The organism is Shewanella electrodiphila (genome assembly GCF_023283985.1).
Taxonomy (GTDB): domain Bacteria; phylum Pseudomonadota; class Gammaproteobacteria; order Enterobacterales; family Shewanellaceae; genus Shewanella; species Shewanella electrodiphila.
The window spans coordinates 59797-84109 of record NZ_JAKIKU010000006.1 but is presented as its reverse complement, the minus strand read 5'-3'; the positions used below and the strand labels follow the sequence as shown (position 1 = coordinate 84109).

The window sequence follows — 24313 nt, the reverse complement described above, 5'->3', positions numbered from 1 at the left end:
GTTTCAGTTAATAAATTTTCTTTGGTGAATGAGTAAAGCTTGGATGATTAATTTAGCTTGTTGAACTCATCATATTCATCCGTTAATTAAATGCCGTTAAGTCAGCTTAACGGCATTTTCGTATCTATATTTATCAAGAATGAAATTTATAATAATTTATTGTTATATGGGTTTATTGCTATAGTAGCGGGATTGTCAGATGCGACTCAGTGGATTTTATGATCAATCAAAAATGGCTAACGACCTTCCTTAAACTTGCTGAAGTCGGGCATTTTACTCAAACAGCAGAACAATTGTTTATGACCCAACCCGGTGTTAGTCAACATGTTCAGAAGTTAGAACAGCAGCTCAATGTGCAACTTATTCAGCGCTTTGGTAAAAGGTTTGAGCTTACAGATGCTGGCATGCAACTACAGCAATATGGCGAGCAAGCGTTAAAACAACAAGAGCAGTTCCTCAGTGATATTCAACAGGATTCACCTTTTATAGGGGAATGTCGCTTTGGTTGTTCAGGCTCTCTTGCTTTGTGGCTGTATCCACACTTTATCGATTACCAGATATTGCATCCTGAGTTATCAGTGTCAATAGAAGCTGGGCCGAATAAAAGAGTGATTGAGCAAGTATTTAATAACGATATCGACATTGGTATTGTGACTCAGTTTGTCTCTAACCCTGAGTTGGAAGTGACGCCAATAGGTGATGATAACTTTTGTTTAATTGTGCCGGCAGCTTATAAAGACAAGGAAATTTCATTTGAACAACTTACCTCACTGGGGCTGATTTCTCACCCTGATGCCAAGCATTACCTGCAATTATTGATCAACAGTAATTTTAAAACTGAGCAAGCTGGTAGCATTCCAATTGCAAGCTATGTCAATCAGTTAAATCAAATATTACTCCCGGTTGCAAAAGGGCTTGGATTTACCGTATTACCAGAGTTTGCGGTAAACAGTTTTAGTCAACCAGAATGTATTTTTGTAGCCAAGTTAACTCATCAAGTTAAAGAGCCACTGTTTATGATCCGCAAAAAATTTCGTCCATTACCTAAACGTTATGATTGGTTTATTGAAACCACGACAGCGTTAGTGAACAAGTGAGTTATTGATATATTTCTACATTGATATACTGATATGGTTTGGTATAGCTTCTGATATCCGAAGCGGCAAACGAAAAGTTATTGGATTAGTATGGTAATGGAAAGCGCAATCAATGGGTTTAATAACCATTGATTGCCTTAGCGTTATAGTGAACTCTTTAAAGCGTTTATCGACCTTAAGCTTTAAGTATCGAATCTAGTGCGGGTGAGATATCTGGGTATTTAAAGTTAAAACCTGATGCCAATGTTCTTTTAGGCAGTACAAATTGACCTTCTACAATTAAATCAGCCATTTCACCCATAGCAAGTCTTAGTGCAATGACAGGAGTCGGAATGCAGGCAGGACGGTTCAAGCTTGAGCCAATGGATTCGGCGAATTGCTTATGGTTTACTGGATTAGGCGCCGTTGCATTAAATACACCATGGGCTTGTTCTGTTGTCAGCAAATGCAAAATTAATTGAGTTAAATCGTCAATGTGTATCCAACTAACACCATGTACCCCTTTGCCAATAGGACCGCCCAAACCCAACTTAAATGGCGGTAACATCTTAGCTAATGCGCCGCCATTTTTACCCAGCACAATCCCAATTCTGAGCACACAAACTCGCGTTTTCTCAGATTGTGCTTTTAAGGCAAGGTGCTCCCATTCACTGCAAACTTGATGGCTAAATTCATCGTGAGCTTGGCTATCTTCATCTACAGGGGTATTACCTTGTCGTCCGTAAAAACCAATCGCAGATGCACTAATAAAGCTTGCTGGTGGCGTGTCACTTTGTTTTATTAACTGAGTTAGCAATGCGGTGATATTCCAGCGACTGTCGCAAATTTGCTGTTTTTGTTGGTTATTCCATCTTTTACCTACAATAGGCTCGCCAGCAAGATTTATCACGCTATCAAAATCATTTAAGTTTTTTAGTTGATTGAGGTCATCTAAATACTGATGTTCAGCACCTAAAGTCTGTGTTGCTTGGGTGATATTTCGAGTCACAATGGTGAGCTGATGCGATTGTTGACTTAATAATGCGACTAGCTGTTTACCGACAAACCCAGTTGCACCTGTTATTAATATTTTCATATTCTCACCACTTTAAATTGTCAGTTGAAACTACAGCTCAGTTGCTAAAAATCAATAAAACCCACTCTTTTACACAGTTTGATACGATATAAAAGCATCAGTAGATCAGCTGTCATGCAAATCTTATAAACCTCTGCTTATAAACCTCTAAGGATAATAAGGTTTACTAAACGCATTTCTACCTCATTGGGTTCGTATTTAGTATTGGTTCAGTTAATCTAAGTTAAACTCACGACAGAAGAGTCGCTGTAATGTGATTATTCTTTGTGAAGCACATTTAATAAAATAGCCGTAATATAGTCATTCATAGACTAATGATTATGAGTATAATGCGTAAGTTATTATTATTGTGCTAGTTTAATAGTAGATTTAATCATCAGGATTAATGCAAACGTCTTTTAATCCATTTTAAAACAACATTAAGTGTCTTGTGTTTTCTATCATGCTTCTAAATCGAGCTTATAAATACATGCGCACTTCTATGTGATATTCCAATATTACCAAAGGGTTTAAATATGAGTGGCGGCAATTCTTCATCGATGGCGTTTCGTGGTTTCGCTATCATGGCGTGTTTAGTGGTGATTTTAGCGGGAATTAAAACAGCAAGCCCCATTGTCGTGCCGTTTGTATTATCTGCATTTTTAGCCGTAATCTGTAATCCAGCTATTCAATTCATGACACGCTATCGTGTACCTAAATGGCTTTCTGTTATTTTATTGATGATGTTTATTGTCATGATGGGGCTATGGCTTGCGAGTTTGGTAGGGAGTTCGATAAACGAGTTCTCTCAACAAATGCCATTCTATCGTCAACAATTAATTGAGCAGTTTTCTTGGGTGTTAGAAAAACTCAATTCAATGAATATCAATATTTCGAAAGACAAAGTTCTTGAATATTTTGACCCTGGTATGGCGTTGAGCATGACAACTAATATGTTGTCTGGTGTTGGCAATGTGATGGCCAACTTATTCTTAATCATACTGACTATTATCTTTATGTTATTTGAAGCTCAGTCTTTACCGAAGAAGCTGCATTTTGCTTTAGATGATCCAGATATGCGTCTAAAGCAAATCGATAAATTTTTACATTCTGTAAATCAATACATGGTGATAAAAACGTTAGTGAGTATCGCTACGGGTATTATCATTGGCATTGGCTTATCTATTATTGGTGTTGATTACGCTTTGTTGTGGGCTGTAGTGGCTTTCTTATTCAACTATATTCCGAATATCGGCTCAATCATTGCGGCTATTCCGGCGGTATTATTAGCGTTTATTCAAATGGGTCCAGGTGCTGCAGGGGTAACTGCACTTTTATATCTTGGGACTAATACGGTTATGGGCAACGCTGTCGAACCGAGATTCATGGGGAGAGGCCTAGGTTTATCGACATTAGTGGTATTTCTGTCGTTGATCTTTTGGGGCTGGTTACTAGGCTCTGTTGGTATGCTGCTATCTGTACCGTTAACCATGGTTGTCAAAATTGCACTTGAGTCCAGTGAAGACGGTAAATGGTTTGCTATTTTACTTTCTGATGAAGTGTCTACTGATACAGTGGCAAGTGATTATGTAGCAAATGATTATGTAGCAAGTGAAAGCCAGACTGATAAAAACGACTTAGCTGATGGCATAGATTTAAACTCTGACTCATCCGAATTGCAACAAGCAGAAGCTGTTAAGACGGCAGAAAAATCTTAAACAGCAAAACGTCGATAAATTAATTAAATAATTGAATATTGTGAAAGTAAAAAATGAATTTTGATAGTGATGAATTTCCACTTGGCCAAGCACTTGCCCAAGTACAATTAACTGATGAACTTAGCCGCATTTTCCATGGCCGAGGCGGTCGTTTTACAGGTTTAGAGCACCTATGTTTGGATTGGTTTAAGCCTGTACTGTTATTAACCAGCTTTAAAGAGCTGTCTGAAGGTGAGCGCTTAATGTTGACTGATGCCGTTGCAGCTGTTTGGCAACAACATCATAGTGAATTGAACTTTAACTTGGTATTTCAATACCGTAATGCAGGTAAAACGGTTACTGAAATTGTGGCAGGTGAAGTGCCTGAAAAGCACATTGTCTCAGAAAATGGCGCAGATTTTTTAGTGCATCTGTTGCGTGGTCAAAACCACGGTATTTTTCTTGATATGGCGAATGGTCGTCGCTGGGTTAAGGAGCATGCAAAAGATAAAAAAGTATTAAACCTTTTTGCATATACTTGCGCATTCTCAGTGGTTGGTTTACAAGGCGGCGCTACCGAAGTTGTTAACATGGATATGAGTAAAGGCGCACTGAGCATTGGCAAACAAAATCATTTGCTTAACGGATTTGAATCAGGGGCTAGATTTTTAGGTCATGATATTTTTAGGTCATGGGGCAAGCTAACTAAATTAGGCCCTTATGATTTAATTGTTGCCGATCCACCGAGTAATCAAAAAGGCAGTTTTGTGGCAACTAAAGACTATGTAAGACTTTTACGTAGACTACCTGAGTTACTTGCAGAAGATGGTGAAGTGCTGCTGTGTTTGAATGCGCCTGAATTAGGTTGCGATTTTTTGATGCAACAGGTTGCTGAAACCGCGCCAAGTTTGACATTTGTTGAGCGTATTGAAAATCCACCAGTCTTTGCTGATATCGATGAGCAGAAGTCGCTAAAAGTACTTCGATATAGTGTTAATCCGTAATTATAATTATCAATAAACTGGAAATTTAACAGCACAATTGAATATATATTCAGTTGTGCTTTTTTATGAAAATGCGTTTACTTGTCGTTTTATCTTGAACCAAAGCAATTGAACTAAAGCAATTGAACCAAAGTAAGCGAGTCCAAGCTGCGTAAATGGAAATCGCTGAAGCTTTAAACACTCAAAATAACTCTTTTTACTCTCCTATATTAGCAAATTATAACTTAACAAGTTGATAACTTCTCTGGAAGCGACTATATATACTTAAGTATTATATTCTGATTTGAACAAACCTTTGTGATTGTTGTAAGTATGCTAATGCTTTTCCCTTCCATCAGTTCTAGTTGAATAAGTCAAAAAGATACCTTTGTATTGCAAGTGTTTAATCTGTTTTTATGATCTAGATCAACAAAGATACGTTTTACCAATTTGTGAGTATATAGTTTAGTCTTTGATTAAAGATAAAATTCTCGCAAATCTTAGTATGTAACAACTAAGTTACATCACTTTTATTCTAAACCTCTACTGGAGGCTCCATGAGTACAGATCCGCAAAGCGAAAAAAGCCTGGAATTTAAGATTTTTATCTTCTTGACGGTTTTTTTAGCGCCAATCTTATCGGCACTATTAGTCAGTGCACTCGGTTTTACCATATGGTTCAGTCAAATCCTTTCAGGCCCACCGGGTGCTGGTTAGCCATTAATTAATAACAAAAATAAAAGAGAAGTATTCTTGATGAGCAAAAAAGAAATTCATGTAACCAGCCTAATCGTCCAAGTCCATCCTGATCAAATGGGTGATGTGCGTGAAAAGATTATGGCGATGGAAAATGCTGAACTATCAGTAAACAACGAAATGAAGATTGTAGTGGTGATTGAAGGACCGACTCAGCGTTCTTTAATGGATGACATCTCTACCATAAATGCTATCCCTGGTGTGTTAACAGCCACTATGGTTTATCACCAAAGCGAAGAGCTAGAAGAGGGTGAAGAATGAGTATGAACAGACGTGAATTTATGAAAGCCAATGCTGCTATAGCAGCAGCTGGCGTAGCCGGTATGGCATTACCTGCAACAGCAAGTAACCTGATTACGAGTTCAGAGCAGACAAAATTAGAGTGGAATAAAGCGCCTTGTCGTTTTTGTGGTACGGGCTGTTCAGTTATCGTAGCCACCAGAGACGGTAAAGTGGTTGCTACTCATGGCGATGCAAAAAGTGAAGTTAACAAAGGCCTTAACTGTGTCAAAGGTTACTTCCTTTCAAAAATTATGTACGGCCGTGATCGCCTGCAAACCCCGATGTTACGTATGACTGACGGCAAATACGACAAAAATGGTGAATTTACCCCAGTTAGCTGGGATATGGCGTTCGACACCATGGCTGAAAAATGGAAAAAGACCATTAAAGCTAAAGGGCCGACTGCAGTAGGTATGTTTGGTTCGGGCCAATGGACCGTTTGGGAAGGTTATGCAGCTGTTAAGCTGATGAAGGCGGGTTTTGGTTCAAATAATATTGACCCTAATGCGCGTCACTGTATGGCATCAGCGGTAGGTGGGTTCATGCGTACCTTTGGTATTGATGAGCCAATGGGCTGTTACGATGATATGGAAGCGGCTGACGCATTTGTATTATGGGGCTCAAACATGGCTGAAATGCATCCCATTCTTTGGACTCGCGTGACTGACCGCCGTTTAAGTGCACCACATGTAAAAGTGGCAGTACTGTCGACCTTCCAACATCGTTCATTTGATTTGGCTGATTTACCGATTGTATTTACCCCGCAAACAGATTTAGCAATGCTTAACTTTATTGCGAATTACATTATTCAAAATGACAAAGTCGATAAAGACTTTATCAGTAAGCATGTTAATTTCCGTAAAGGCGAAACGGATATTGGTTACGGTTTACGTGCATCACACCCGTTGCAGAAAAAAGCCAAGAATGTTGATACTGCTGGTGATTCAACCCCAATCGATTTTGAAGAATTCAAAAAGTTTGTTGCTGATTACGATGTTGAAAGTGTCAGTAAATTATCGGGTGTGCCAGAGCATAAACTGATTGAACTTGCTGAGTTATACGCTGATCCGAAGAAGAAAGTCACTTCATTTTGGACCATGGGCTTTAATCAGCACACACGTGGTGTGTGGTGTAACAACCTGATTTATAACATTCACTTGTTAGTCGGTAAGATTTCGACTCCTGGTAACAGTCCTTTCTCGTTAACCGGTCAGCCTTCTGCATGTGGTACTGCTCGTGAAGTGGGTACATTCTCACATCGTTTACCTGCAGATATGGTTGTGACTAATCCTAAGCACCGTAAGCTTGCAGAAGATATTTGGAATATTCCAAGTGGTATTATCCCACCTAAACCGGGCTACCATGCTGTTGAGCAAAATCGACGTCTTAAAGATGGAGATTTAAACTGTTATTGGGTGCAAGTGAATAACAATATGCAGGCTGCTGCGAACATGAATGAAGAAGGCTTACCGGGCTACCGTAACCCTGATAACTTCATTGTGGTGTCAGATGCATACCCAACAGTCACGACTCAAGCGGGCGATTTGATTCTTCCTTCTGCCATGTGGGTAGAGAAAGAAGGGGCATACGGTAACGCAGAACGTCGTACTCAGTTCTGGCATCAAATGGTTCAAGCTCCAGGCGAGTCAATGTCTGACTTATGGCAGTTGATGGAATTTTCTAAGCGTTTTACCACTGACGAAGTGTGGTCAAAAGATGTGCTTGATGCTAACCCTGAGTTTAAAGGAAAAACGTTATTTGAAGTCCTTTACCAAAATGGCAACGTAGAGAAATTCCCGTTAAGTGACACTGATCCTAAGTTTATGAATAACGAAGCTAAGCACTTTGGCTTCTATGTCCAAAAAGGGTTATTTGAAGAATATGCTGAATTTGGCCGTGGTCATGGTCATGATTTAGCTGACTTTGATCGCTATCATACTGAGCATGGTCTTCGCTGGCCTGTGGTTGATGGTAAAGAAACTAAATGGCGTTTCCGAGAAGGTGCTGATCCTTATGTTAAAGCCGGTAAAGGATTCGAGTTCTACGGTAAGCCAGATGGAAAAGCAGTGATTTTTGCCTTGCCATATGAGCCAGCGCCTGAAATGCCAGATGAAGAATTTGATATTTGGTTATCCACAGGGCGCGTATTAGAACATTGGCACTCAGGTTCAATGACTCAACGTGTTCCTGAGCTTTATAAAGCCTTCCCTGATGCTGTGTGTTTCATGCATCCAGATGATGCTAAAAAGCGTGGTTTACGTCGAGGTGATGAAGTTAAAGTCATTTCACGTCGTGGTGAGATTAAAACCCGCGTTGAAACTAGAGGACGTAACAAGCCACCTGTTGGATTGGTTTTCGTACCATGGTTTGATGCTAGCCAGCTGATTAATAAAGTCACACTTGATGCGACAGATCCATTGTCGAAACAAACTGACTTTAAAAAGTGTGCGGTTAAGATTGTCAAAGCCTAAGGAGAACGACCATGAAAGCAGGTAAAATTTTATCAATGATTGCGTTATTGGGCTTCTCTTTTAGTTTGATGGCTGCATCAGTACCTGAAGAAAAAATTGCCACGTTGCGTTTAGCACCAATTGAAGTTGAGCCAACACCGCCAGCGATGCAAAAGGTGATTAACTCTGACGTAAAACAGGTGCGCAATTATCCAATGCAACCACCGGTTATTCCGCATCGCATTGATGGTTACCAGATTGATTTGAAAGTAAACAAATGTATGCAGTGCCATGCGCGTAATAGTACTGGGCACTCACAAGCACCTATGGTGAGTGTGACGCATTATATGGATAGAGAAAATAACTTCTTGGCATCTTTATCGCCGCGTCGTTATTACTGTACTCAATGCCATGTATCTCAATTAGATGCCAAGATACTTGTCGAGAATGATTTCGTTGATGTTAAAGAGTTAATGAAACATTCTTCAACAACTGAGCACTAGGAGCGTTTATGATTTCAAAATTACTAGAAAACCTGAAGTTAATTTGGAAGGTACTTAATCGTCCAAGTGTTCACTACAGTCTAGGTTTTCTAACTCTTGGTGGCTTTGTTGCTGGTGTGATTTTCTGGGGGGGCTTTAACACTGCCTTAGAAGTAACTAACCAAGAACAGTTTTGTATTGGTTGCCATGAGATGGAAAATAACGTTTACGAAGAGTTGAAAACGACCATTCATTTCACTAACCGAAGTGGTGTGCGCGCTACGTGTCCTGATTGTCATGTTCCCCATAACTGGACTGATAAAATTGCCCGTAAAATGCAAGCTTCTAAAGAGGTTTGGGGTAAGGTATTTGGCACCATTAATACTCGTGAAAAGTTTGAAGCTAAACGTCGCCACCTGGCCGAGAATGAGTGGAATAGATTAAAAGCGAATGATTCATTAGAGTGTCGTAATTGTCATAACTTCGACTACATGGATTTTACGCGTCAATCTAAACGTGCATCACAAATGCATTCAACTTCACTCGCCAGTGGTGAGAAAACCTGTATTGATTGTCATAAAGGTATTGCACATCAATTACCTGACATGGCTGGCGTAGAAGGTTTTTAATTATATTTAACGTTTAAATTTTATCTTAACTAGATTTTAAATTAACAATAAAAGGCCAGCATTAGCTGGCCTTTTTCATACATATAGGGCTATATTAAATAGATAAATAATTCAGTAGTAATAAAGACTTAATTTGGCTAACTTATCTTGAATCGAACACTGAAGCAGGATGCATGCAGAAATTGATACCATTATTGAACACTAGTATTGTAATCATCACTAAAGTCTTACTGAGAGTTGTAGTCTCAGTCACGCTTAGTACGGCTGTTGTCGCTACTACTGTTAGCGCTGTCGAACCTCAAATATTTGATAAAGCTGATCCTCAAGGCAAACTTCTCGTAAACTCGCAGCTTGACCATACTCAACAAGATACCTATGAACAGCAGCTTAACCCTCAGCAGCTTCAATGGCTAAAATCTGAATTTCAACCATCTACTTTATCTTTAGCTGAACAGAAAAAAGAGATGCTGTGGTTTCAGCATAAAGCACAAGCTTTTAAGGGAATGGAAATTCGGGTGGTGTCGGAGCGAATAAATACTCATCAATACGAAGCCAATGTGCTAGCTAAAGCTTTCTTCGACATTACAGGTATTCACGTTATTCATGAGTTGACCAATGAAGATGATGTGATTAAAAAGTTTTCAGCTCAATTGATGACAGGTCAGCGACTTTATGATGCTTATATCAGTGATAGTGATCTAATTGGCAGTCACTTTAGGCAGCAGCATGTAATGTCGATTACTGATCTAATCAATCATCACGCAAAAGATTTCACCTTACCAACGCTCGATTTAAGCGACTTCATTGGGCTTGCTTTTACTACAGGACCTGACGGGAAAATTTATCAACTACCTGATCAGCAGTTTGCAAACTTATATTGGTATAGGAGTGATTGGTTTGCTAATTCAGATTATCAAAAGCGATTTGAATCAAAATATGGTTACCCCTTAGGAATTCCTCAGAACTGGCAAGCCTATGAAGATATTGCCAACTTTTTTACCAATGATATTGGCGAAATCGCAGGTACCAAAGTATATGGTCATATGGATTACGCTAAATCTGATCCTTCTTTAGGTTGGCGTATTTCGGATGCATGGTTGTCTATGGCTGGAGTAGGTGACAAAGGCTTACCTAATGGACTTCCTGTAGATGAGTGGGGCATCCGTGTTGAAGATTGCCGTCCAGTGGGCGCTAGTGTTGAACGAGGTGGAGCACTAAATAGTCCAGCAGCGATTTATGCTATAGAGAAGTATAAAGAGTGGCTAATAAAATACGCGCCTCCTGAAGCGAAACAGTTAACGTTCTCAGAGTCTGGGGATTGGGCTGCCAAAGGCAATATTGCCCAACAAATATTTTGGTATACCGCCTTTGTGCCTGATTACACAAAAAAGGGTTTATCGGTGATGAATAATGATGGCACCCCTAAGTGGCGTGTTGCACCTTCACCTGTAGGCAAGTATTGGCAAAAAGGCATGAAATCAGGTTATCAAGATACTGGTGCTTGGACTTTTTTAAATCACACTCCAGAAGAAAATCAAATTGCAGCTTGGCTATATGCACAGTTTGTTGTGTCTAAAACGGTTTCATTAAAGAAAACGTTAGTCGGCGCAACGCCAATACGTCAATCGGACATCGCATCAGATATTATGACTGAACAAGCTCCTTATCTTGGTGGGCTAGTAGAGTTTTATCGAAGCCATGCAAGGGATGTTTGGACACCAACAGGCACCAATGTACCAGACTATCCCGGTATGGCTGGTTATTGGTGGCAAGCTATCAGTCGTATTATTGAAGGTGAGTTATCTGTTACTGATGGAATGAATGCTTTAGCTGCGCAAATAGATCAGCATTTAATTCGTTTGCAAGATCAAGATTTAATTTGCGGGCCAAAAGTGAATAAGCAGGTAAAACCTTCTATTTGGTTAAATAAACCTGGCTCGCCAAAGCAGTTAATGCCAGAAGAAGTAAAAGGAAAAACCTTACCTTTTGAGGAGGCAATAAATGCTTGGTAAAAAGCTAGCTTATTTATTGTTGTGTGTTTGGTATTTATCAATCAATGCTGTCACTTCTGTATCTGCTTCTGAAATCACTGTATATACCTATCAGCACGTACCTTTTGCAGAGCAAACTGATGCTCATCATCAAGGCATGATTATTGACATCATTGATGAGTTATTTACTCGTGCAAATATGGAATACAAAGTGATATTTAACCCACTTAAACGTGGTTTAACGATGACCGCAAGAGACCAAAATGTCTGTGTGTTACCTATAGTTCGCACACAACAGATAGAAAGTGAATATCGCTGGGTTGGACCTATTTTAATTTCAAGATATGGTTTATTCAGTGCGGAAAGTAAATCAATCCCTTTGGTAACGCTTCAAGATGCTAAGCATTTGTCTATTGGCACTTATTTAGGCAGTGGTATTAGTGAATATTTAGATTCGTTTCGTTATCAGGTTCAGCTAACAAACGAAGATGGATTAAATATTAAGAAACTTGATAGAAGCCGAATTGACCTTTGGGCAGCAGAGTTGATTAGTGCTAAAGCATTAATGACGCAATCAAAAATGCAATTAGGTGAACCTGAACTTATATTCCACACATCTTTACGGGCGATGGCGTGTAATGAGGCTTTAGATGTATCTAAACATCAGGCGTTGGTCAATGCACTAAATGAAATGTATCAAGATGGCTTTATGGCGAAAATCAATTTAGCCTACGGAGCTTCGTTATGAGGGATGGACTGACATCTGAACTGATATCATACGAAATGATAAAACAATCCGCTAATCGCTCAGGTTTATTGGAATGCAATCAGTACTAAAGTGCTAGATCTACTCCTGTTTAGTCTATAAAAAGTATTGTCTCGTATAAAATTTCCTTAACAAACTATACTTATCATATTCAGCCAGCTCTCAACGGATGAGATATCCGCTGATAACAATATGAGCTTTGTTTGGAGGGGTATTATGTCTATGGTGAGTTCTAAAGATTTTGCTAATTGGCTTAAGCTGCAATTTGATCAATTAGAGTCTGGTGTCAGTTTAACAAGAGAAGATATTAATCAATTAACTGGAAGACAAGGCTTCTCGTTGGTGTTTATCAATGATATTCATTATGAGTTGATGCAGCACGGTATTGCGTTTGTGACAGACACATACAGGCAGCATTTTTATATGGTAAAAGTGCAGGATAACCCTTGGCGAGATGAATTAGAAAATGCTGGCCATCAGCAAACATTTTCCAATATCATTTCTATTAATATGTCGCGCTAAAGCTGACTTTCGATGCTATCTACAAGGTAAGCGGTAAAATCCTCACCGTGATTTTGGAGCATTTTGGGGAACATTGAAATAGGAGTAGAGCCAGGGAAGGTATTAATTTCGTTTAACAAAATCTCATTTTTATCAGTCAAAAAGAAATCAATTCTCGATAAATGTCTGAGCTTCATCCCTTTAAATGCTTTAATCGCATACTCTCTGATTTGCTCTGCCACTTCTTTAGATAAGTTTTGGGCTACAACATCGGTTCTGGCTTTGCTACTGGCATTATACTTTTCTTCAAAAGTGTAAAACGTATTGCTGGCGCAAATAATTTCCCCTGGCAGTGTGGCAATCACTTTTCCTTGATACTCATACACCGCAACTTCTAATTCTCGAGCAACAATGGTTTTTTCAACCACCACTGAGGGAGCGAAACTGAATGCGTCTTTCAAAACTTGCTCAACTTGCGAGATATTATCCACTTTGTAGCAGCCAACAGATGAACCTTGAGATGCGGCTTTTACAAATACCGAACCCCACTCATTGAGTGCCGTTTGAGTCTGCTCAATGGCATCTTGGTTCATATCATTTAGGAAGATATATGACGTGTTAGGAATACCGAGCGCTGTGAACCACATTTTGGCGGTGATTTTATTAAAGCAGTTGCTTGATGCTTCAGATTCACAGCCAAAATAAGGCAGTTGAATAAGATTAAAATACGATTGAATATCACCGGTTTCACCTGGGAAACCATGAATACAAGGAATAGCATAATCAACAGGCCAAGCGGGTTTGTTTTGGTCATCAAAACGCACTTCACGGCGACTCGTTAACTCGCAGCGGTGACCATCTTGATCAAAGTAATGGCCGTTACCATCAAGCTCTAGTCTAAGTAGGTTTATTCTATCTGACTTAGCTAATGACGATTCAAAATAGTTTGCTGACAATACTGAAACGTCATGTTCAGCGCTGCCGCCGCCGCAGATTAGAAGTACATTGATAATTGTCATAAAGCCCCGAGAGAAGTTGACCGTGTAAAACTGGTTTGTCGTGTACTCATGATAATGAACTGAGAAGGTTTAGTGCAAGCAAGGTTTTAGATAACTGCTTATCAAATCAACAATCGCAGTCATTAATTCTTACACAGGGGTCATAAATTGTTATACGGGATTCAGTGAGCTTCAAAGAGTAAAATAAAAAGCCTTATTATTCATAACAAGGCTTAGTTTTTGCGCTAGCTGTCTTTACGAGATACTTTTTATGAAATGCTCGTTAATAGGTGCTTTTTATTAGATTAAAACACGTAATGAAACTGCGATTGATGACAGCTACCAACCGATAATATAGCGACTTTTCTTGCTCAATATTGTCTTAATAGCGGTAGCGATAAAGTATGAAACGATTATTACTCCCATCGTAACGACTAATGTCGTAAGCAAGTTGCCACTTCCTTCAAAACCGAAAATATCTGGACTGTTATATATCATCCACCAAGGCGTTGTTATCCAAGGGTGGATGAAATATATGGCAAAGCTGACCTCTGCTAATTTTTGTAGGGGTTTAATACTGATATGTTCAAACTTATTCAAAATGGCCAATATCACAAATGTGAGCAACATTTTTTGTGGCAACATTAAATCCGGAACAGTGAACTCTAGCGCCGCTTTATTAAGGGTGCCAGCACCAAACCAATGAGCTTGTGCAGCAGCTAATCCAATGGCTAACAGCAGCATGACTGCCCAGTACTTATCGATGAATGGGAAAAGTTTGTCTCGATGAGCTGAACCCCAAACACCCAATAAATAAACAGGTAAAAAATAAAAAAGTGATTGTATCGCATTGAGGTTTGATTCAGGTCGGTGAATTAACATCGCAATAATAAACAGTGGTACAGCAACTATCAGAAGGTGCTGGCGTTTAATTAAATGCATGACCCATGGCGAAAGGGCAAATAACATCATTCCCATTGGGATATACCAGTAAGCTGTTAGGGTCCTCCCTGTGATGACATACCAGCTTGCTGCTACTGCAGGCTTTTCAATGTCGGCATACATCACATGTAGCGCTGGATCAGTACCTACCGTCAAATGCCAGAATATCCAAGGTAGCGATAACAGTATGTATGGTAAAAAGACAAATTTGGTTTTGTTCTTCATGTATTTTTTATAGTCCCAACGGTGATAAAACACGTGATGGAATAAAAAACCAGAAATAAACACAAAAAATACTGTGCCATTCATCATTAAGTTGAACCAAGCTTTATCTGCAAGGGTTTCAACTTCCCAACCTGCAGGCCTATAACAATGAGCCATAACGATAAAAATAATCGCTATACCACGAAAATGATTAATGCTGTTTAAAAAGCCTTTTTTTTCAGCAGGATTTACCCTTGGTGACTCAGCGCTATCTGACATATTAAGCCTTGATTCTATTATTATTTAGTTAGAAATATCAGTGTTACTCCATTGTGCTTTTATTGTTAATAAATAACAACTATTAACCTTGCTTGTTTGAATCCTCTTATGCTCACTCGAAATGTATTGAAATCTTGACGTGCACGTTAGACCTTTGTCGACAATGTGCAGGTTTTATATTGACCATACTCATTAATAAGCCTATATTGTCGACAATTATTCGAAGTAGAGTTCAATCATATTCCAATGACATTCTTTAACGAACAGCCAATAACTGCAGCAGATAAGACTTTCTTTGAATTACGCAAAGATATTGTTGAAGGTGAGATTCAAGCGGGTTCAAAGCTTAGTGAAACTGAGCTGTCGACAAAGTACCAAGTCAGTAGAGCTATCATTCGTGAGGCGATCAATCGCTTAGAGTCATGCCATTTGGTGGAACGTAAAGCTAATGTTGGCGCTAGAGTTGTGGCGTTAACGCCTGACGGCTTAATTGAACTGTATCAAGTTCGAGAATCTTTAGAAGGCATGGCAGCAAGATTGGCTGCTAAGAATATGACAGAGTCTGAGATTGCAGATTTAAATGGATTACTTAACCGTCATTTTGATGAAGTTCAAACAGGCGAGTCCTATTACCAAGAAGCGGGTGATGTCGATTTTCATTACCGCATCATAATTGGCAGCAAAAACAAGCACCTCATTACAGTTCTTCTTGAAGGTATGTATCACCTTATTCGTATGTATCGCGTACAACTCGGTATGGCGGGGCCAAGAGTCACAACCGCATTTGATGAGCATAAACATATCGTTAAAGCGATTTCGAATCGTGATGAAGAGCTGGCAGAAATGCTAATGCGTCGTCATATCATGTACTCGAAAGCAAATATCGAAACCAAGTTAGAAACCAAATTAGTTATCAACTAGAAAGTAGCTATCAACTAAAAGTAACAATTAATAAATATATTACGAACAGTAAATAGTAAAAAGAATAATCAACCAGTTAGCAATTCATACTGCTTAAAGCATAAAAAAGAGAGGGAAGTCATGAGCGCAGGCAAAAAATTTCGTCAAGCACTAGCTGACAATAAACCATTACAAATTGTCGGTACTATCAATGCTTATTCAGCAATGATGGCAAAGCAAATTGGTCATCAAGCCATTTATCTTTCGGGTGGCGGCGTAGCAAATGCATCATACGGTTTACCAGATCTAGGAATGACGTCACTCAATGATGTCATTGTTGATGTACAACGTATTACATCAGCATGTGATTTGCCTTTGATGGTTGATATTGATACTGGTTGGGGCGGTGCTTTCAATATCGCTAAAACCATTCGCGATATGGAAAAAGCCGGCGCAGCAGCAGTGCACATGGAAGATCAAGTGGCGCAAAAACGTTGCGGTCATCGCCCGAATAAAGAAATCGTGTCAACTGATGAAATGGTCGATCGCATTAAAGCAGCAGTTGATGCGCGTATTGACCCAGATTTTTTCATCATGGCACGTACAGACTCATTTGCTCAAGAAGGCTTAGAAGCTGCAATCGCTCGTGCTAAAGCTTATGTTGCAGCGGGTGCTGACGGCATTTTTGCTGAAGCGGTTAAAACTGAAGAACATTATCGTGCATTTTCTGAAGCATTAGATGTGCCGATTTTGGCCAATATCACTGAGTTTGGTCAAACAGAACTTTGGAACAAAGAGCAGCTAGGTGAGTGGGGCGCTGACATGGTGCTTTACCCATTAAGTGCATTTCGTGCGATGAATAAAGCCGCTGAACATGTTTACAGCGCAATATTAAAAGATGGCGATCAAAAAGCCGTTGTCGACACGATGCAAACCCGCATGGATTTGTACGATTACTTGGGTTACCACGATTACGAGCAAAAGCTAGATAGCTTATTTGCTGAAGGCAAAAACAAGTAAACATGAGTTATTTATAAAATATCTCCAATTGTGAGTGTGTTTGTATGAAAAATGCACAAATCTTGTTTTGGGACAAGGTAAGTTACTCGCAAATGGATAGGTTAAATAGTGTGGTTTAACCGCCCCCTACAAAGCTCAGAACATAAGAAATTGATCATAAGAAATAGAACATAAAAGAATAGGACATCATTATGGTAGACAAGAAATTAAGTGGCGCAGGCCTTCGCGGTCAAAGCGCAGGTGAAACAGCATTATGTACAGTGGGTAAATCAGGTTCTGGTTTAACGTATTGTGGTTATGATGTGGCTGATTTATCTGAAAATGCCACCTTCGAGGAAGTCGCATATTTATTATTTAACGGTGAATTACCTAACCTAGACCAGTTAGCAACATACAAAGCAGGCCTAAAAGCACAGCGTGATTTACCGCAAGCGCTTAAAGAAGTATTGCAGCGTATTCCTGCAGATGCACACCCAATGGATGTGATGCGTACGGGTTGTTCATTCCTAGGTAACCTTGAGCCAGAAGTTGATTTTACAGAGCAAAATACAGCAGCCAATCGTCTGCTTGCCGCTTTCCCTGCCATCATGTGCTACTGGTATAAATTCAGCCATGAAGGCGTAGAAATTGATTGTGTGACCGATGAAGATTCAATTGGTGGCCATTTCTTAAAGCTATTACGCGGTGAAACGCCTTCTGAGCAGCATCGTAAAGTAATGGACGTGTCACTTATTCTATATGCTGAGCATGAATTTAATGCTTCTACCTTTACCGCTCGTGTTTGTGCATCAACTTTATCAGACATGTACTCTTGTATTACGGGTGCTATCGGTACCCTGCGTGGACCTCTTCATGGCGGCGCGAATGAAGCGGCTATGGATATGATTCAAAAATTTACTTCACCAAGCGATGCTAAAACACAAATGGCTGGCATGCTTGAGCGTAAAGAAAAAATTATGGGCTTTGGTCATGCGATTTACCGCACCTCAGATCCGCGTAATGTGATCATTAAAGCCTGGTCTGAAAAGCTTGCAGATGAATTTGGCAATACCAGCCTTTATGATATTTCTGTTGCGTGTGAAGAGTTCATGTGGGATAGCAAAAAGTTATTCTGTAATGCAGATTTCTTCCATGCATCGGCGTATCACTTCATGGGTATTCCAACTAAGTTATTTACGCCTATTTTTGTTTGTTCACGCTTAACAGGCTGGGCTGCGCATGTGATGGAGCAGCGTACTAATAACCGTATTATCAGACCAAGTGCTGATTACACCGGGGCTGAACCTCGTACAGTAACGCCAATTAGCGAAAGATAAACCTTAAAGGCTAACGATACTACGTTAGCCTTTTTCGTCAGTCTTTTAGCAAATCTTTTCGCTAACCTTTAGCTCAGCTTTGTCACTTAAGATTTGCCTACATAAAACAAATAACAATGGATGTAGTTATGAACGCTAACTATAGAAAACCGCTTGCAGGTTCCTCGCTTGATTACTTTGATACACAAGCTGCAATCAACGATATTGAGCCAGGGGCTTTTGAAAAACTGCCTTATACTTCTCGTGTTTATGCCGAGAATTTAGTACGTCGCTGCTCACCTGAAACACTTACTGATTCACTCAAACAAATTATTCATCGCAAACGCGATTTAGATTTTCCTTGGTATCCTGCACGTGTGGTCTGTCATGATATTTTAGGCCAAACTGCGTTAGTCGATTTAGCCGGTCTACGTGATGCGATTGCAAAAAAAGGTGGGGATCCTGCAAAAGTTAACCCTGTAGTACCAACCCAACTTATTGTCGATCACTCTTTGGCAGTGGAACACGCAGGTTTTGAGAAAGATGCTTTTGAGAAAAACCGCGCCATTGAAGATAGACGTAACGATGACCGTTTCCATTTTATTAATTGGACTAAGGCGGCGTTTGAAAACATTGATGTGATCCAGCCGGGTAACGGCATCATGCATCAAATCAATCTTGAGAAAATGTCACCAGTGATACAAGCACGTGAAGGCGTGGCATTTCCTGATACCTTAGTGGGTACCGACAGTCATACACCACATGTAGATGCACTTGGTGTCATTGCAATCGGTGTCGGTGGATTAGAAGCTGAAAGCGTAATGCTTGGCCGTCCATCATGGATGCGTCTGCCTGATATCGTTGGCGTTGAGTTAGTTGGCAAACGCCAAGCTGGCATAACCGCCACCGATATCGTGTTAGCTATCACTGAGTTTTTACGTGAACAAAAAGTGGTTTCAACTTATCTTGAGTTTTACGGTGAAGGTGCTGCTAATCTGACATTGGGCGATCGTGCAACAATTTCAAACATGACCCCAGAATTTGGTGCGACTGCAGCGATGTTCTACATCGATGACAAAACCTTAGACTATCTGACATTAACAGGTCGTGAAGATAGCCAAGTTAAATTGGTGGAAACCTATGCTAAAGCCAATGGTTTATGGGCAGACTCACTAGAAAATGCTGAATACGAGCGTGTTTTACGTTTTGATTTATCAAGCGTTGGCCGCAATATCGCAGGACCTTCTAACCCGCATCGCCGTGTGTCTACGAGTGATTTGGCTAAGCAAGGGATTAGTGGCAAAGTTGAAAACGAAGCGGGTTTGATGCCTGATGGCGCTTGTATTATTGCCGCTATTACCAGTTGTACTAATACTTCAAACCCACGCAATGTCATTGCTGCTGGTTTATTAGCCCGTAACGCTAATGCTAAAGGCCTGACTCGTAAACCTTGGGTTAAAACGTCACTGGCGCCAGGATCTAAAGCGGTTCAGCTCTATCTTGAAGATGCCAACTTATTAACTGAACTTGAAGCCCTAGGCTTTGGTATTGTCGGTTTTGCCTGTACCACTTGTAATGGTATGAGTGGCGCACTTGATCCAGTTATTCAAAAAGAAGTGATTGAACGCGACTTATACACCACTGCAGTGTTATCGGGTAACCGAAATTTTGATGGTCGTATTCACCCTTACGCTAAACAAGCGTTTTTAGCATCACCGCCACTGGTTGTTGCCTATGCTATTGCTGGCACCATTCGTTTTGATATTGAAAAAGATGTGCTTGGTCAAGATAATGAGGGTAATGACATTCGCTTAAAAGATTTGTGGCCATCTGATGCTGAAATCGATGCAGTGATAGCTCAAAGCGTTAAACCTGAGCAATTTCGCAAAGTGTATGAGCCTATGTTTGATATAAAAGTGGACTATGGCTCTTTACAAGATGGCTCTTCAGCAAAGATTGATCCACAGTATGATTGGCGTCCTCAGAGCACATATATCCGTCGCCCTCCTTATTGGGAAGGCGCATTAGCGGGTGAGCGCACCATGAAAGGCATGCGTCCATTAGCGGTATTAGGTGACAACATCACTACCGATCATTTATCACCATCAAACGCGATTATGCTTGATAGTGCCGCCGGTGCTTACCTTGATAAAATGGGCTTGCCAGAAGAAGACTTTAACTCTTATGCGACCCATCGAGGCGATCATTTAACCGCTCAACGTGCGACGTTTGCCAACCCGAAATTGCTTAATGAAATGGTGCAACACAACGGCCAAACCAAACAAGGCTCTTATGCTCGCATTGAGCCAGAAGGGCAAGAAAGCCGCATGTGGGAAGCAATTGAAACCTATATGGAACGTAAACAGCCATTGGTGATTATTGCTGGTAAAGATTACGGCCAAGGTTCAAGTCGTGACTGGGCAGCCAAAGGGGTTCGCTTAGCGGGCGTTGAAGTGATTGTCGCTGAAGGCTTTGAGCGTATTCACCGTACAAACCTTGTGGGAATGGGCGTGTTACCGGTTGAATTTATTAATGGTGAAACGCGTCAAACTTATCAAATTGATGGCACTGAAACTTTCGATATTATTGGCGAGCGCACGCCTGGTGCAATGATGACGTTAGTTATCCATCGCCGTGATGGTTCACAGACTGAAGTGACGGTGAAGTGTCGTTTAGATACTGCTGAGGAGTTGTCGGTTTATGAAGCGGGCGGCATTTTACAGCGCTTTGCTCAAGACTTTTTAGAAGCGAACCATTAATTATTGGTGTTGAATTCATAACATAAGGCGGCGCTTTAGTAATTTAAGCGTCGGCCTTTTCGTATTGATTTTGTATCGGTTTTTACCGATTTTGTCGGTTCTTATCGATAGTCTAGGAAATAATATGTCTCATATTCCACAAATAAAAATCCCTGCAACCTATATGCGTGGCGGCACCAGTAAAGGGGTGTTTTTCAAGTTAACTGATTTACCTGAAACCGCTCAAATTGCGGGCGCGGCGCGAGATGCGTTATTGCTAAGAGTGATTGGTAGCCCAGACCCTTATGGCAAGCAAACTGATGGTATGGGCGGGGCAACCTCAAGTACCAGTAAAACGGTTATTTTATCTAAAAGTACTCAAGCTGATCATGATGTTGACTATCTATTTGGCCAAGTGGCGATTGATAAACCCTTTGTTGATTGGAGTGGTAACTGCGGTAATTTAACGGCTGCAGTGGGCTCATTTGCCATTTCAAATGGTTTAGTGGATACGAGCCGTATTCCGCAAAATGGCATTGCTGTCGTTCGTATTTGGCAAGCCAACATTAATAAAACCATTATCGCCCATGTGCCAATTGTGAATGGTGAAGTGCAAGAAACCGGTGATTTTGAACTTGATGGGGTGACATTTCCAGCTGCTGAAGTCTTAGTTGAGTTCATGGCGCCAGCAGATGCGAATGCTGCTATGTTTCCAACTGGTAATGTGGTTGATGAGTTGATTCTGCCACAATCTACCCCTGAGTTTAAAGCTAAAGGTATTTCATCGGTAAAGGCGACAATGATCAATGCGGGTATTCCTACCATTTTTGTCAACGCTACTGATATTGGCTACCAGGGTCATGAGCTGCAAGATGACATTAACAATGATGAAAATGCATTAGCTTTTTTTGAAATGTTACGTGCTCATGGCGCTGTAAAAATGGGGTTAATTGAGCACATCGATGAGGCTAGAGCCCGTCAACATACGCCGAAAATTGCATTTGTATCTGTCCCCAGTGATTACACATCATCAAGTGGTAAAGCCATTGCTCGCACTGATATCGATTTGCAAGTGAGAGCGTTATCTATGGGTAAACTGCATCATGCGATGATGGGGACGGCGGCTGTGGCAATTGGCACAGCCGCTGCAGTTAAAGGTTCATTGGTAAATTTAGCTGCTGGTGGCACGTCTCGCACTCAAGTGATATTTGGTCATCCTTCTGGCACACTTAAAGTGGGCGCAGAAGCGACATTAACTGATGGCAACTGGCAAGTTAACAAGGCCAGTATGAGTCGCAGTGCAAGAGTATTAATGGAAGGCTGGGTTAGAGTTCCGGGCGATAGCTTTTAATTATTTAAAGTGGCCTAATCATCAGAGACAATTTTAAATATCGATTTTTCAAGGCTTATAACGATAACGTTATAAGCCTTTTTTATAGGGAATGTTATTTTGCTCGAACCCTTAATGACGTTAGTTATTGCCACAAGCTTATTATTAGGCTCACCAGGCCCTGTGCCCATTGCGCTCGCTGCAATAGGGGCTACATTTGGTGTTAAACAAGGCCTGCCATTTTTGTGTGGCATATTGTCAGGATTATTGTTGGTTATCCTGGCTACGGTACTTGGCTTGTCAGCCTTATTTACTTCTTATCCAAACTTTAGAATTATCTGTCAAATTATTGCTTCGCTGTATATGGTTTATATTGCCTTTAAAATTGCCACAGCTTCAGTAGTGCCAAACATTACAGAACAGTCAGCACCTAAATTTAGAGATGGCTTAGTGTTGAATATACTTAACCCTAAAGCCTATGCCGCTTTTATCGCGATTTTCTCTCAGTTTCTACTACCGCTTTCATCTTCTTCGACCAGTTATTTGATGACAGCAGTAATATGCATTGTTGTTGCAGCATTGGTCGATAGTCTTTGGTTGGTGTTTGGCAGCTTATTAAAGCCAGCTTTTTCTTCGCCAAAGCATGCTAAAGCTATTCGATTAGTGTTTGCGATCTTATTAGTCATTACTGTGTTAGTTTCTTTGGTGTTTAGCTTGCAAAGTTAACCCGTTATCACGATTTGTCACAACTTATGACGACAGGACATTATGTGGATTGGGGGGATTCAAGTTATCTTGTTTAATATAAGTCGAGCTTTCACTCAGCCATTGCATCTAAGTAAGTGAAACTAAGTAAGTGAAACTAAGTAAGTGCATATAAGTAAGTGCAGCGAGTTATTGCAATCAGTCACAACAATCATCCATTAATATTTAGAAGGTTTACCTTATTCAACAATCCAATGTAAAAACCTTATCGATGACAATATTGGCATTGATAGCTTTTGCGGCGAACTCTGTTTTGTGCCGTTTAGCACTGGGCGATGGTAGCATTGACTGGGTGAGCTTTACGGTTATACGTTTATTATCTGGAGCATTAACCTTATTACTGATTTTAAAAATCAATGGAGTTTTAACAAAACCTCGATATCCAGATGCTCAAGTTACGGGCAAGAATAATCAACAATCTTTAATTAAGCAGCAACAGTTAATGCTAAAGCAACATCAATCAGCTGGGAGTTGGTTAGGTGGTGTGATGCTGTTTGTTTACGCTGCCAGCTTTTCATATGCCTACACACTACTTGATACCGCCACAGGGGCATTGATTTTGTTTGCCTCAGTTCAATTAACCATGATCCTGCTTGCAATCATTAAGGGAGTGCGGCTCAAGCTGATTGAATGGCTTGGGGTTATTACGGCATTTGTAGGGTTTGTGTATTTAGTTGTTCCCGATATCAATTCACCTTCGATGGATGGTTTATTATTTATGACCATTTCAGGAATTGCTTGGGGTGTTTATACCCTAAAAGGTAAACAAACAACTCAGCCGCTACGCGATACATGTGCCAATTTCGTCAGGTCTATACCTTTAGTTCTGGTATTATTTCTAGTCAGTTTAGGGCAGCTTGAATTAAGTGACAAAGGTGTATGGCTAGCGATTATCGCGGGCAGCGTGACCTCTGCAATGGGTTACAGTATTTGGTATGTCGCGCTTAATGGACTTAGCGCCACTAAAGCTGCCGTCGTGCAACTTTCTGTACCCGTTATTGCCGCTTTTGGCGGGGTGATATTTGTTGCTGAAACCCTAACTAGCCGTTTAATGATTGCATCGATTGTGGTGTTGACGGGGATGTTAATGGTAGTGCTGGGGAAGAGTCAGAGTAAAAAGTAAAGCCGCTAACAGCGGCCTTAGCTGAATAGCTT

At 40.4% G+C, this 24313-nt stretch carries 21 protein-coding genes; 18 read left to right on the top strand and 3 right to left on the bottom strand.

Features of this window, described 5'->3' with window-relative positions; all coding sequences use genetic code 11:
* Positions 1–218: 218 nt before the first annotated feature.
* Positions 219–1097 carry a LysR family transcriptional regulator gene (locus tag L2737_RS12335; RefSeq protein ID WP_102528774.1) on the top strand — a complete coding sequence of 293 codons (879 nt, stop codon included), beginning with the start codon at positions 219–221 and terminating at the stop codon, positions 1095–1097.
* 175 nt (positions 1098–1272) lie between these two features.
* On the opposite strand, the gene L2737_RS12330 is transcribed toward L2737_RS12335, so the two are convergent.
* The gene (locus L2737_RS12330) at positions 1273–2172 is read right to left on the bottom strand and encodes a TIGR01777 family oxidoreductase (protein WP_248955906.1); all 900 of its coding nucleotides are present in this window, start codon (positions 2170–2172) and stop codon (positions 1273–1275) included.
* Between the two features lie 515 nt (positions 2173–2687).
* Here L2737_RS12330 and L2737_RS12325 point away from each other — a divergent pair.
* The 10 genes from L2737_RS12325 (at position 2688) to L2737_RS12280 (ending at position 12708) form a co-directional block, all read left to right on the top strand.
* A complete protein-coding gene (locus tag L2737_RS12325; protein WP_248955905.1) occupies positions 2688–3869 on the top strand; it encodes an AI-2E family transporter in 1182 nt (393 codons plus the stop codon).
* 53 nt (positions 3870–3922) lie between these two features.
* Positions 3923–4852 (top strand): class I SAM-dependent methyltransferase, encoded by a 930-nt coding sequence (locus L2737_RS12320; RefSeq protein ID WP_248955904.1) that lies wholly within the window; start codon positions 3923–3925, stop codon positions 4850–4852.
* Between the two features lie 536 nt (positions 4853–5388).
* The gene (locus L2737_RS12315) at positions 5389–5547 is read left to right on the top strand and encodes a periplasmic nitrate reductase, NapE protein (protein ID WP_102528770.1); all 159 of its coding nucleotides are present in this window, start codon (positions 5389–5391) and stop codon (positions 5545–5547) included.
* A 39-nt stretch (positions 5548–5586) separates the two neighbouring features.
* Positions 5587–5847 carry a chaperone NapD gene (locus L2737_RS12310; RefSeq protein ID WP_102528769.1) on the top strand — a complete coding sequence of 87 codons (261 nt, stop codon included), beginning with the start codon at positions 5587–5589 and terminating at the stop codon, positions 5845–5847.
* A gap of 2 nt (positions 5848–5849) precedes the next feature.
* The gene (gene napA, locus L2737_RS12305; RefSeq protein WP_229368468.1) at positions 5850–8339 is read left to right on the top strand and encodes a nitrate reductase catalytic subunit NapA; all 2490 of its coding nucleotides are present in this window, start codon (positions 5850–5852) and stop codon (positions 8337–8339) included.
* Between the two features lie 11 nt (positions 8340–8350).
* Positions 8351–8821, top strand: a complete 471-nt coding sequence (locus L2737_RS12300; RefSeq protein ID WP_102528768.1) for a nitrate reductase cytochrome c-type subunit — start codon at positions 8351–8353, stop codon at positions 8819–8821.
* A gap of 8 nt (positions 8822–8829) precedes the next feature.
* Positions 8830–9429 (top strand): cytochrome c3 family protein, encoded by a 600-nt coding sequence (locus tag L2737_RS12295; RefSeq protein ID WP_229368403.1) that lies wholly within the window; start codon positions 8830–8832, stop codon positions 9427–9429.
* Between the two features lie 173 nt (positions 9430–9602).
* Positions 9603–11441 carry an ABC transporter substrate-binding protein gene (locus tag L2737_RS12290; RefSeq protein ID WP_248955903.1) on the top strand — a complete coding sequence of 613 codons (1839 nt, stop codon included), beginning with the start codon at positions 9603–9605 and terminating at the stop codon, positions 11439–11441.
* Positions 11431–12168, top strand: a complete 738-nt coding sequence (locus L2737_RS12285; RefSeq protein ID WP_248955902.1) for a substrate-binding periplasmic protein — start codon at positions 11431–11433, stop codon at positions 12166–12168. The genes L2737_RS12290 and L2737_RS12285 overlap by 11 nt, the downstream gene beginning before the upstream one ends.
* A gap of 234 nt (positions 12169–12402) precedes the next feature.
* Positions 12403–12708, top strand: coding sequence for a hypothetical protein (locus tag L2737_RS12280; RefSeq protein WP_102528317.1), 306 nt, complete (start codon positions 12403–12405; stop codon positions 12706–12708).
* Here L2737_RS12280 and L2737_RS12275 read toward each other — a convergent pair.
* Positions 12705–13706 (bottom strand): D-alanine--D-alanine ligase, encoded by a 1002-nt coding sequence (locus L2737_RS12275; RefSeq protein ID WP_248955901.1) that lies wholly within the window; start codon positions 13704–13706, stop codon positions 12705–12707. The two genes, L2737_RS12280 and L2737_RS12275, sit on opposite strands and share 4 nt — an antisense overlap.
* Positions 13707–14024: 318 nt before the next feature.
* A complete protein-coding gene (locus tag L2737_RS12270; RefSeq protein WP_248955900.1) occupies positions 14025–15110 on the bottom strand; it encodes an acyltransferase family protein in 1086 nt (361 codons plus the stop codon).
* 246 nt (positions 15111–15356) lie between these two features.
* Here L2737_RS12270 and L2737_RS12265 point away from each other — a divergent pair, with 246 nt between their 5' ends.
* From L2737_RS12265 to L2737_RS12235, 7 genes are all read left to right on the top strand, one after another.
* Positions 15357–16031, top strand: a complete 675-nt coding sequence (locus tag L2737_RS12265; RefSeq protein WP_248955899.1) for a GntR family transcriptional regulator — start codon at positions 15357–15359, stop codon at positions 16029–16031.
* A gap of 120 nt (positions 16032–16151) precedes the next feature.
* Complete coding sequence (prpB, locus tag L2737_RS12260) at positions 16152–17030, top strand: methylisocitrate lyase (RefSeq protein ID WP_229368396.1); 879 nt, start codon at positions 16152–16154, stop codon at positions 17028–17030.
* 191 nt (positions 17031–17221) lie between these two features.
* Positions 17222–18346 carry a bifunctional 2-methylcitrate synthase/citrate synthase gene (gene prpC, locus L2737_RS12255; RefSeq protein WP_248955898.1) on the top strand — a complete coding sequence of 375 codons (1125 nt, stop codon included), beginning with the start codon at positions 17222–17224 and terminating at the stop codon, positions 18344–18346.
* 128 nt (positions 18347–18474) lie between these two features.
* On the top strand, positions 18475–21084 hold the full coding sequence (acnD, locus tag L2737_RS12250; protein WP_248955897.1) for a Fe/S-dependent 2-methylisocitrate dehydratase AcnD: 2610 nt from the start codon (positions 18475–18477) through the stop codon (positions 21082–21084).
* Between the two features lie 124 nt (positions 21085–21208).
* Positions 21209–22414, top strand: coding sequence for a 2-methylaconitate cis-trans isomerase PrpF (prpF, locus tag L2737_RS12245; protein WP_248955896.1), 1206 nt, complete (start codon positions 21209–21211; stop codon positions 22412–22414).
* A gap of 99 nt (positions 22415–22513) precedes the next feature.
* The gene (locus L2737_RS12240; protein WP_248955895.1) at positions 22514–23119 is read left to right on the top strand and encodes a LysE family translocator; all 606 of its coding nucleotides are present in this window, start codon (positions 22514–22516) and stop codon (positions 23117–23119) included.
* 250 nt (positions 23120–23369) lie between these two features.
* Entirely contained in the window at positions 23370–24281 is a 912-nt protein-coding gene (locus L2737_RS12235; RefSeq protein WP_248955894.1) for a DMT family transporter, read from the top strand.
* Positions 24282–24313 lie beyond the last annotated feature (32 nt).

Bases quoted from the DNA above. Each gene is read 5' to 3' on its own strand.
- L2737_RS12335 (WP_102528774.1), top strand. From the start codon at position 219: ATGATCAATCAAAAATGGCTAACGACCTTCCTTAAACTTGCTGAAGTC.
- L2737_RS12330 (WP_248955906.1), bottom strand. From the start codon at position 2,172: ATGAAAATATTAATAACAGGTGCAACTGGGTTTGTCGGTAAACAGCTA.
- L2737_RS12325 (WP_248955905.1), top strand. From the start codon at position 2,688: ATGAGTGGCGGCAATTCTTCATCGATGGCGTTTCGTGGTTTCGCTATC.
- L2737_RS12320 (WP_248955904.1), top strand. From the start codon at position 3,923: ATGAATTTTGATAGTGATGAATTTCCACTTGGCCAAGCACTTGCCCAA.
- L2737_RS12315 (WP_102528770.1), top strand. From the start codon at position 5,389: ATGAGTACAGATCCGCAAAGCGAAAAAAGCCTGGAATTTAAGATTTTT.
- L2737_RS12310 (WP_102528769.1), top strand. From the start codon at position 5,587: ATGAGCAAAAAAGAAATTCATGTAACCAGCCTAATCGTCCAAGTCCAT.
- napA (WP_229368468.1), top strand. From the start codon at position 5,850: ATGAACAGACGTGAATTTATGAAAGCCAATGCTGCTATAGCAGCAGCT.
- L2737_RS12300 (WP_102528768.1), top strand. From the start codon at position 8,351: ATGAAAGCAGGTAAAATTTTATCAATGATTGCGTTATTGGGCTTCTCT.
- L2737_RS12295 (WP_229368403.1), top strand. From the start codon at position 8,830: ATGATTTCAAAATTACTAGAAAACCTGAAGTTAATTTGGAAGGTACTT.
- L2737_RS12290 (WP_248955903.1), top strand. From the start codon at position 9,603: ATGCAGAAATTGATACCATTATTGAACACTAGTATTGTAATCATCACT.
- L2737_RS12285 (WP_248955902.1), top strand. From the start codon at position 11,431: ATGCTTGGTAAAAAGCTAGCTTATTTATTGTTGTGTGTTTGGTATTTA.
- L2737_RS12280 (WP_102528317.1), top strand. From the start codon at position 12,403: ATGTCTATGGTGAGTTCTAAAGATTTTGCTAATTGGCTTAAGCTGCAA.
- L2737_RS12275 (WP_248955901.1), bottom strand. From the start codon at position 13,706: ATGACAATTATCAATGTACTTCTAATCTGCGGCGGCGGCAGCGCTGAA.
- L2737_RS12270 (WP_248955900.1), bottom strand. From the start codon at position 15,110: ATGTCAGATAGCGCTGAGTCACCAAGGGTAAATCCTGCTGAAAAAAAA.
- L2737_RS12265 (WP_248955899.1), top strand. From the start codon at position 15,357: ATGACATTCTTTAACGAACAGCCAATAACTGCAGCAGATAAGACTTTC.
- prpB (WP_229368396.1), top strand. From the start codon at position 16,152: ATGAGCGCAGGCAAAAAATTTCGTCAAGCACTAGCTGACAATAAACCA.
- prpC (WP_248955898.1), top strand. From the start codon at position 17,222: ATGGTAGACAAGAAATTAAGTGGCGCAGGCCTTCGCGGTCAAAGCGCA.
- acnD (WP_248955897.1), top strand. From the start codon at position 18,475: ATGAACGCTAACTATAGAAAACCGCTTGCAGGTTCCTCGCTTGATTAC.
- prpF (WP_248955896.1), top strand. From the start codon at position 21,209: ATGTCTCATATTCCACAAATAAAAATCCCTGCAACCTATATGCGTGGC.
- L2737_RS12235 (WP_248955894.1), top strand. From the start codon at position 23,370: ATGACAATATTGGCATTGATAGCTTTTGCGGCGAACTCTGTTTTGTGC.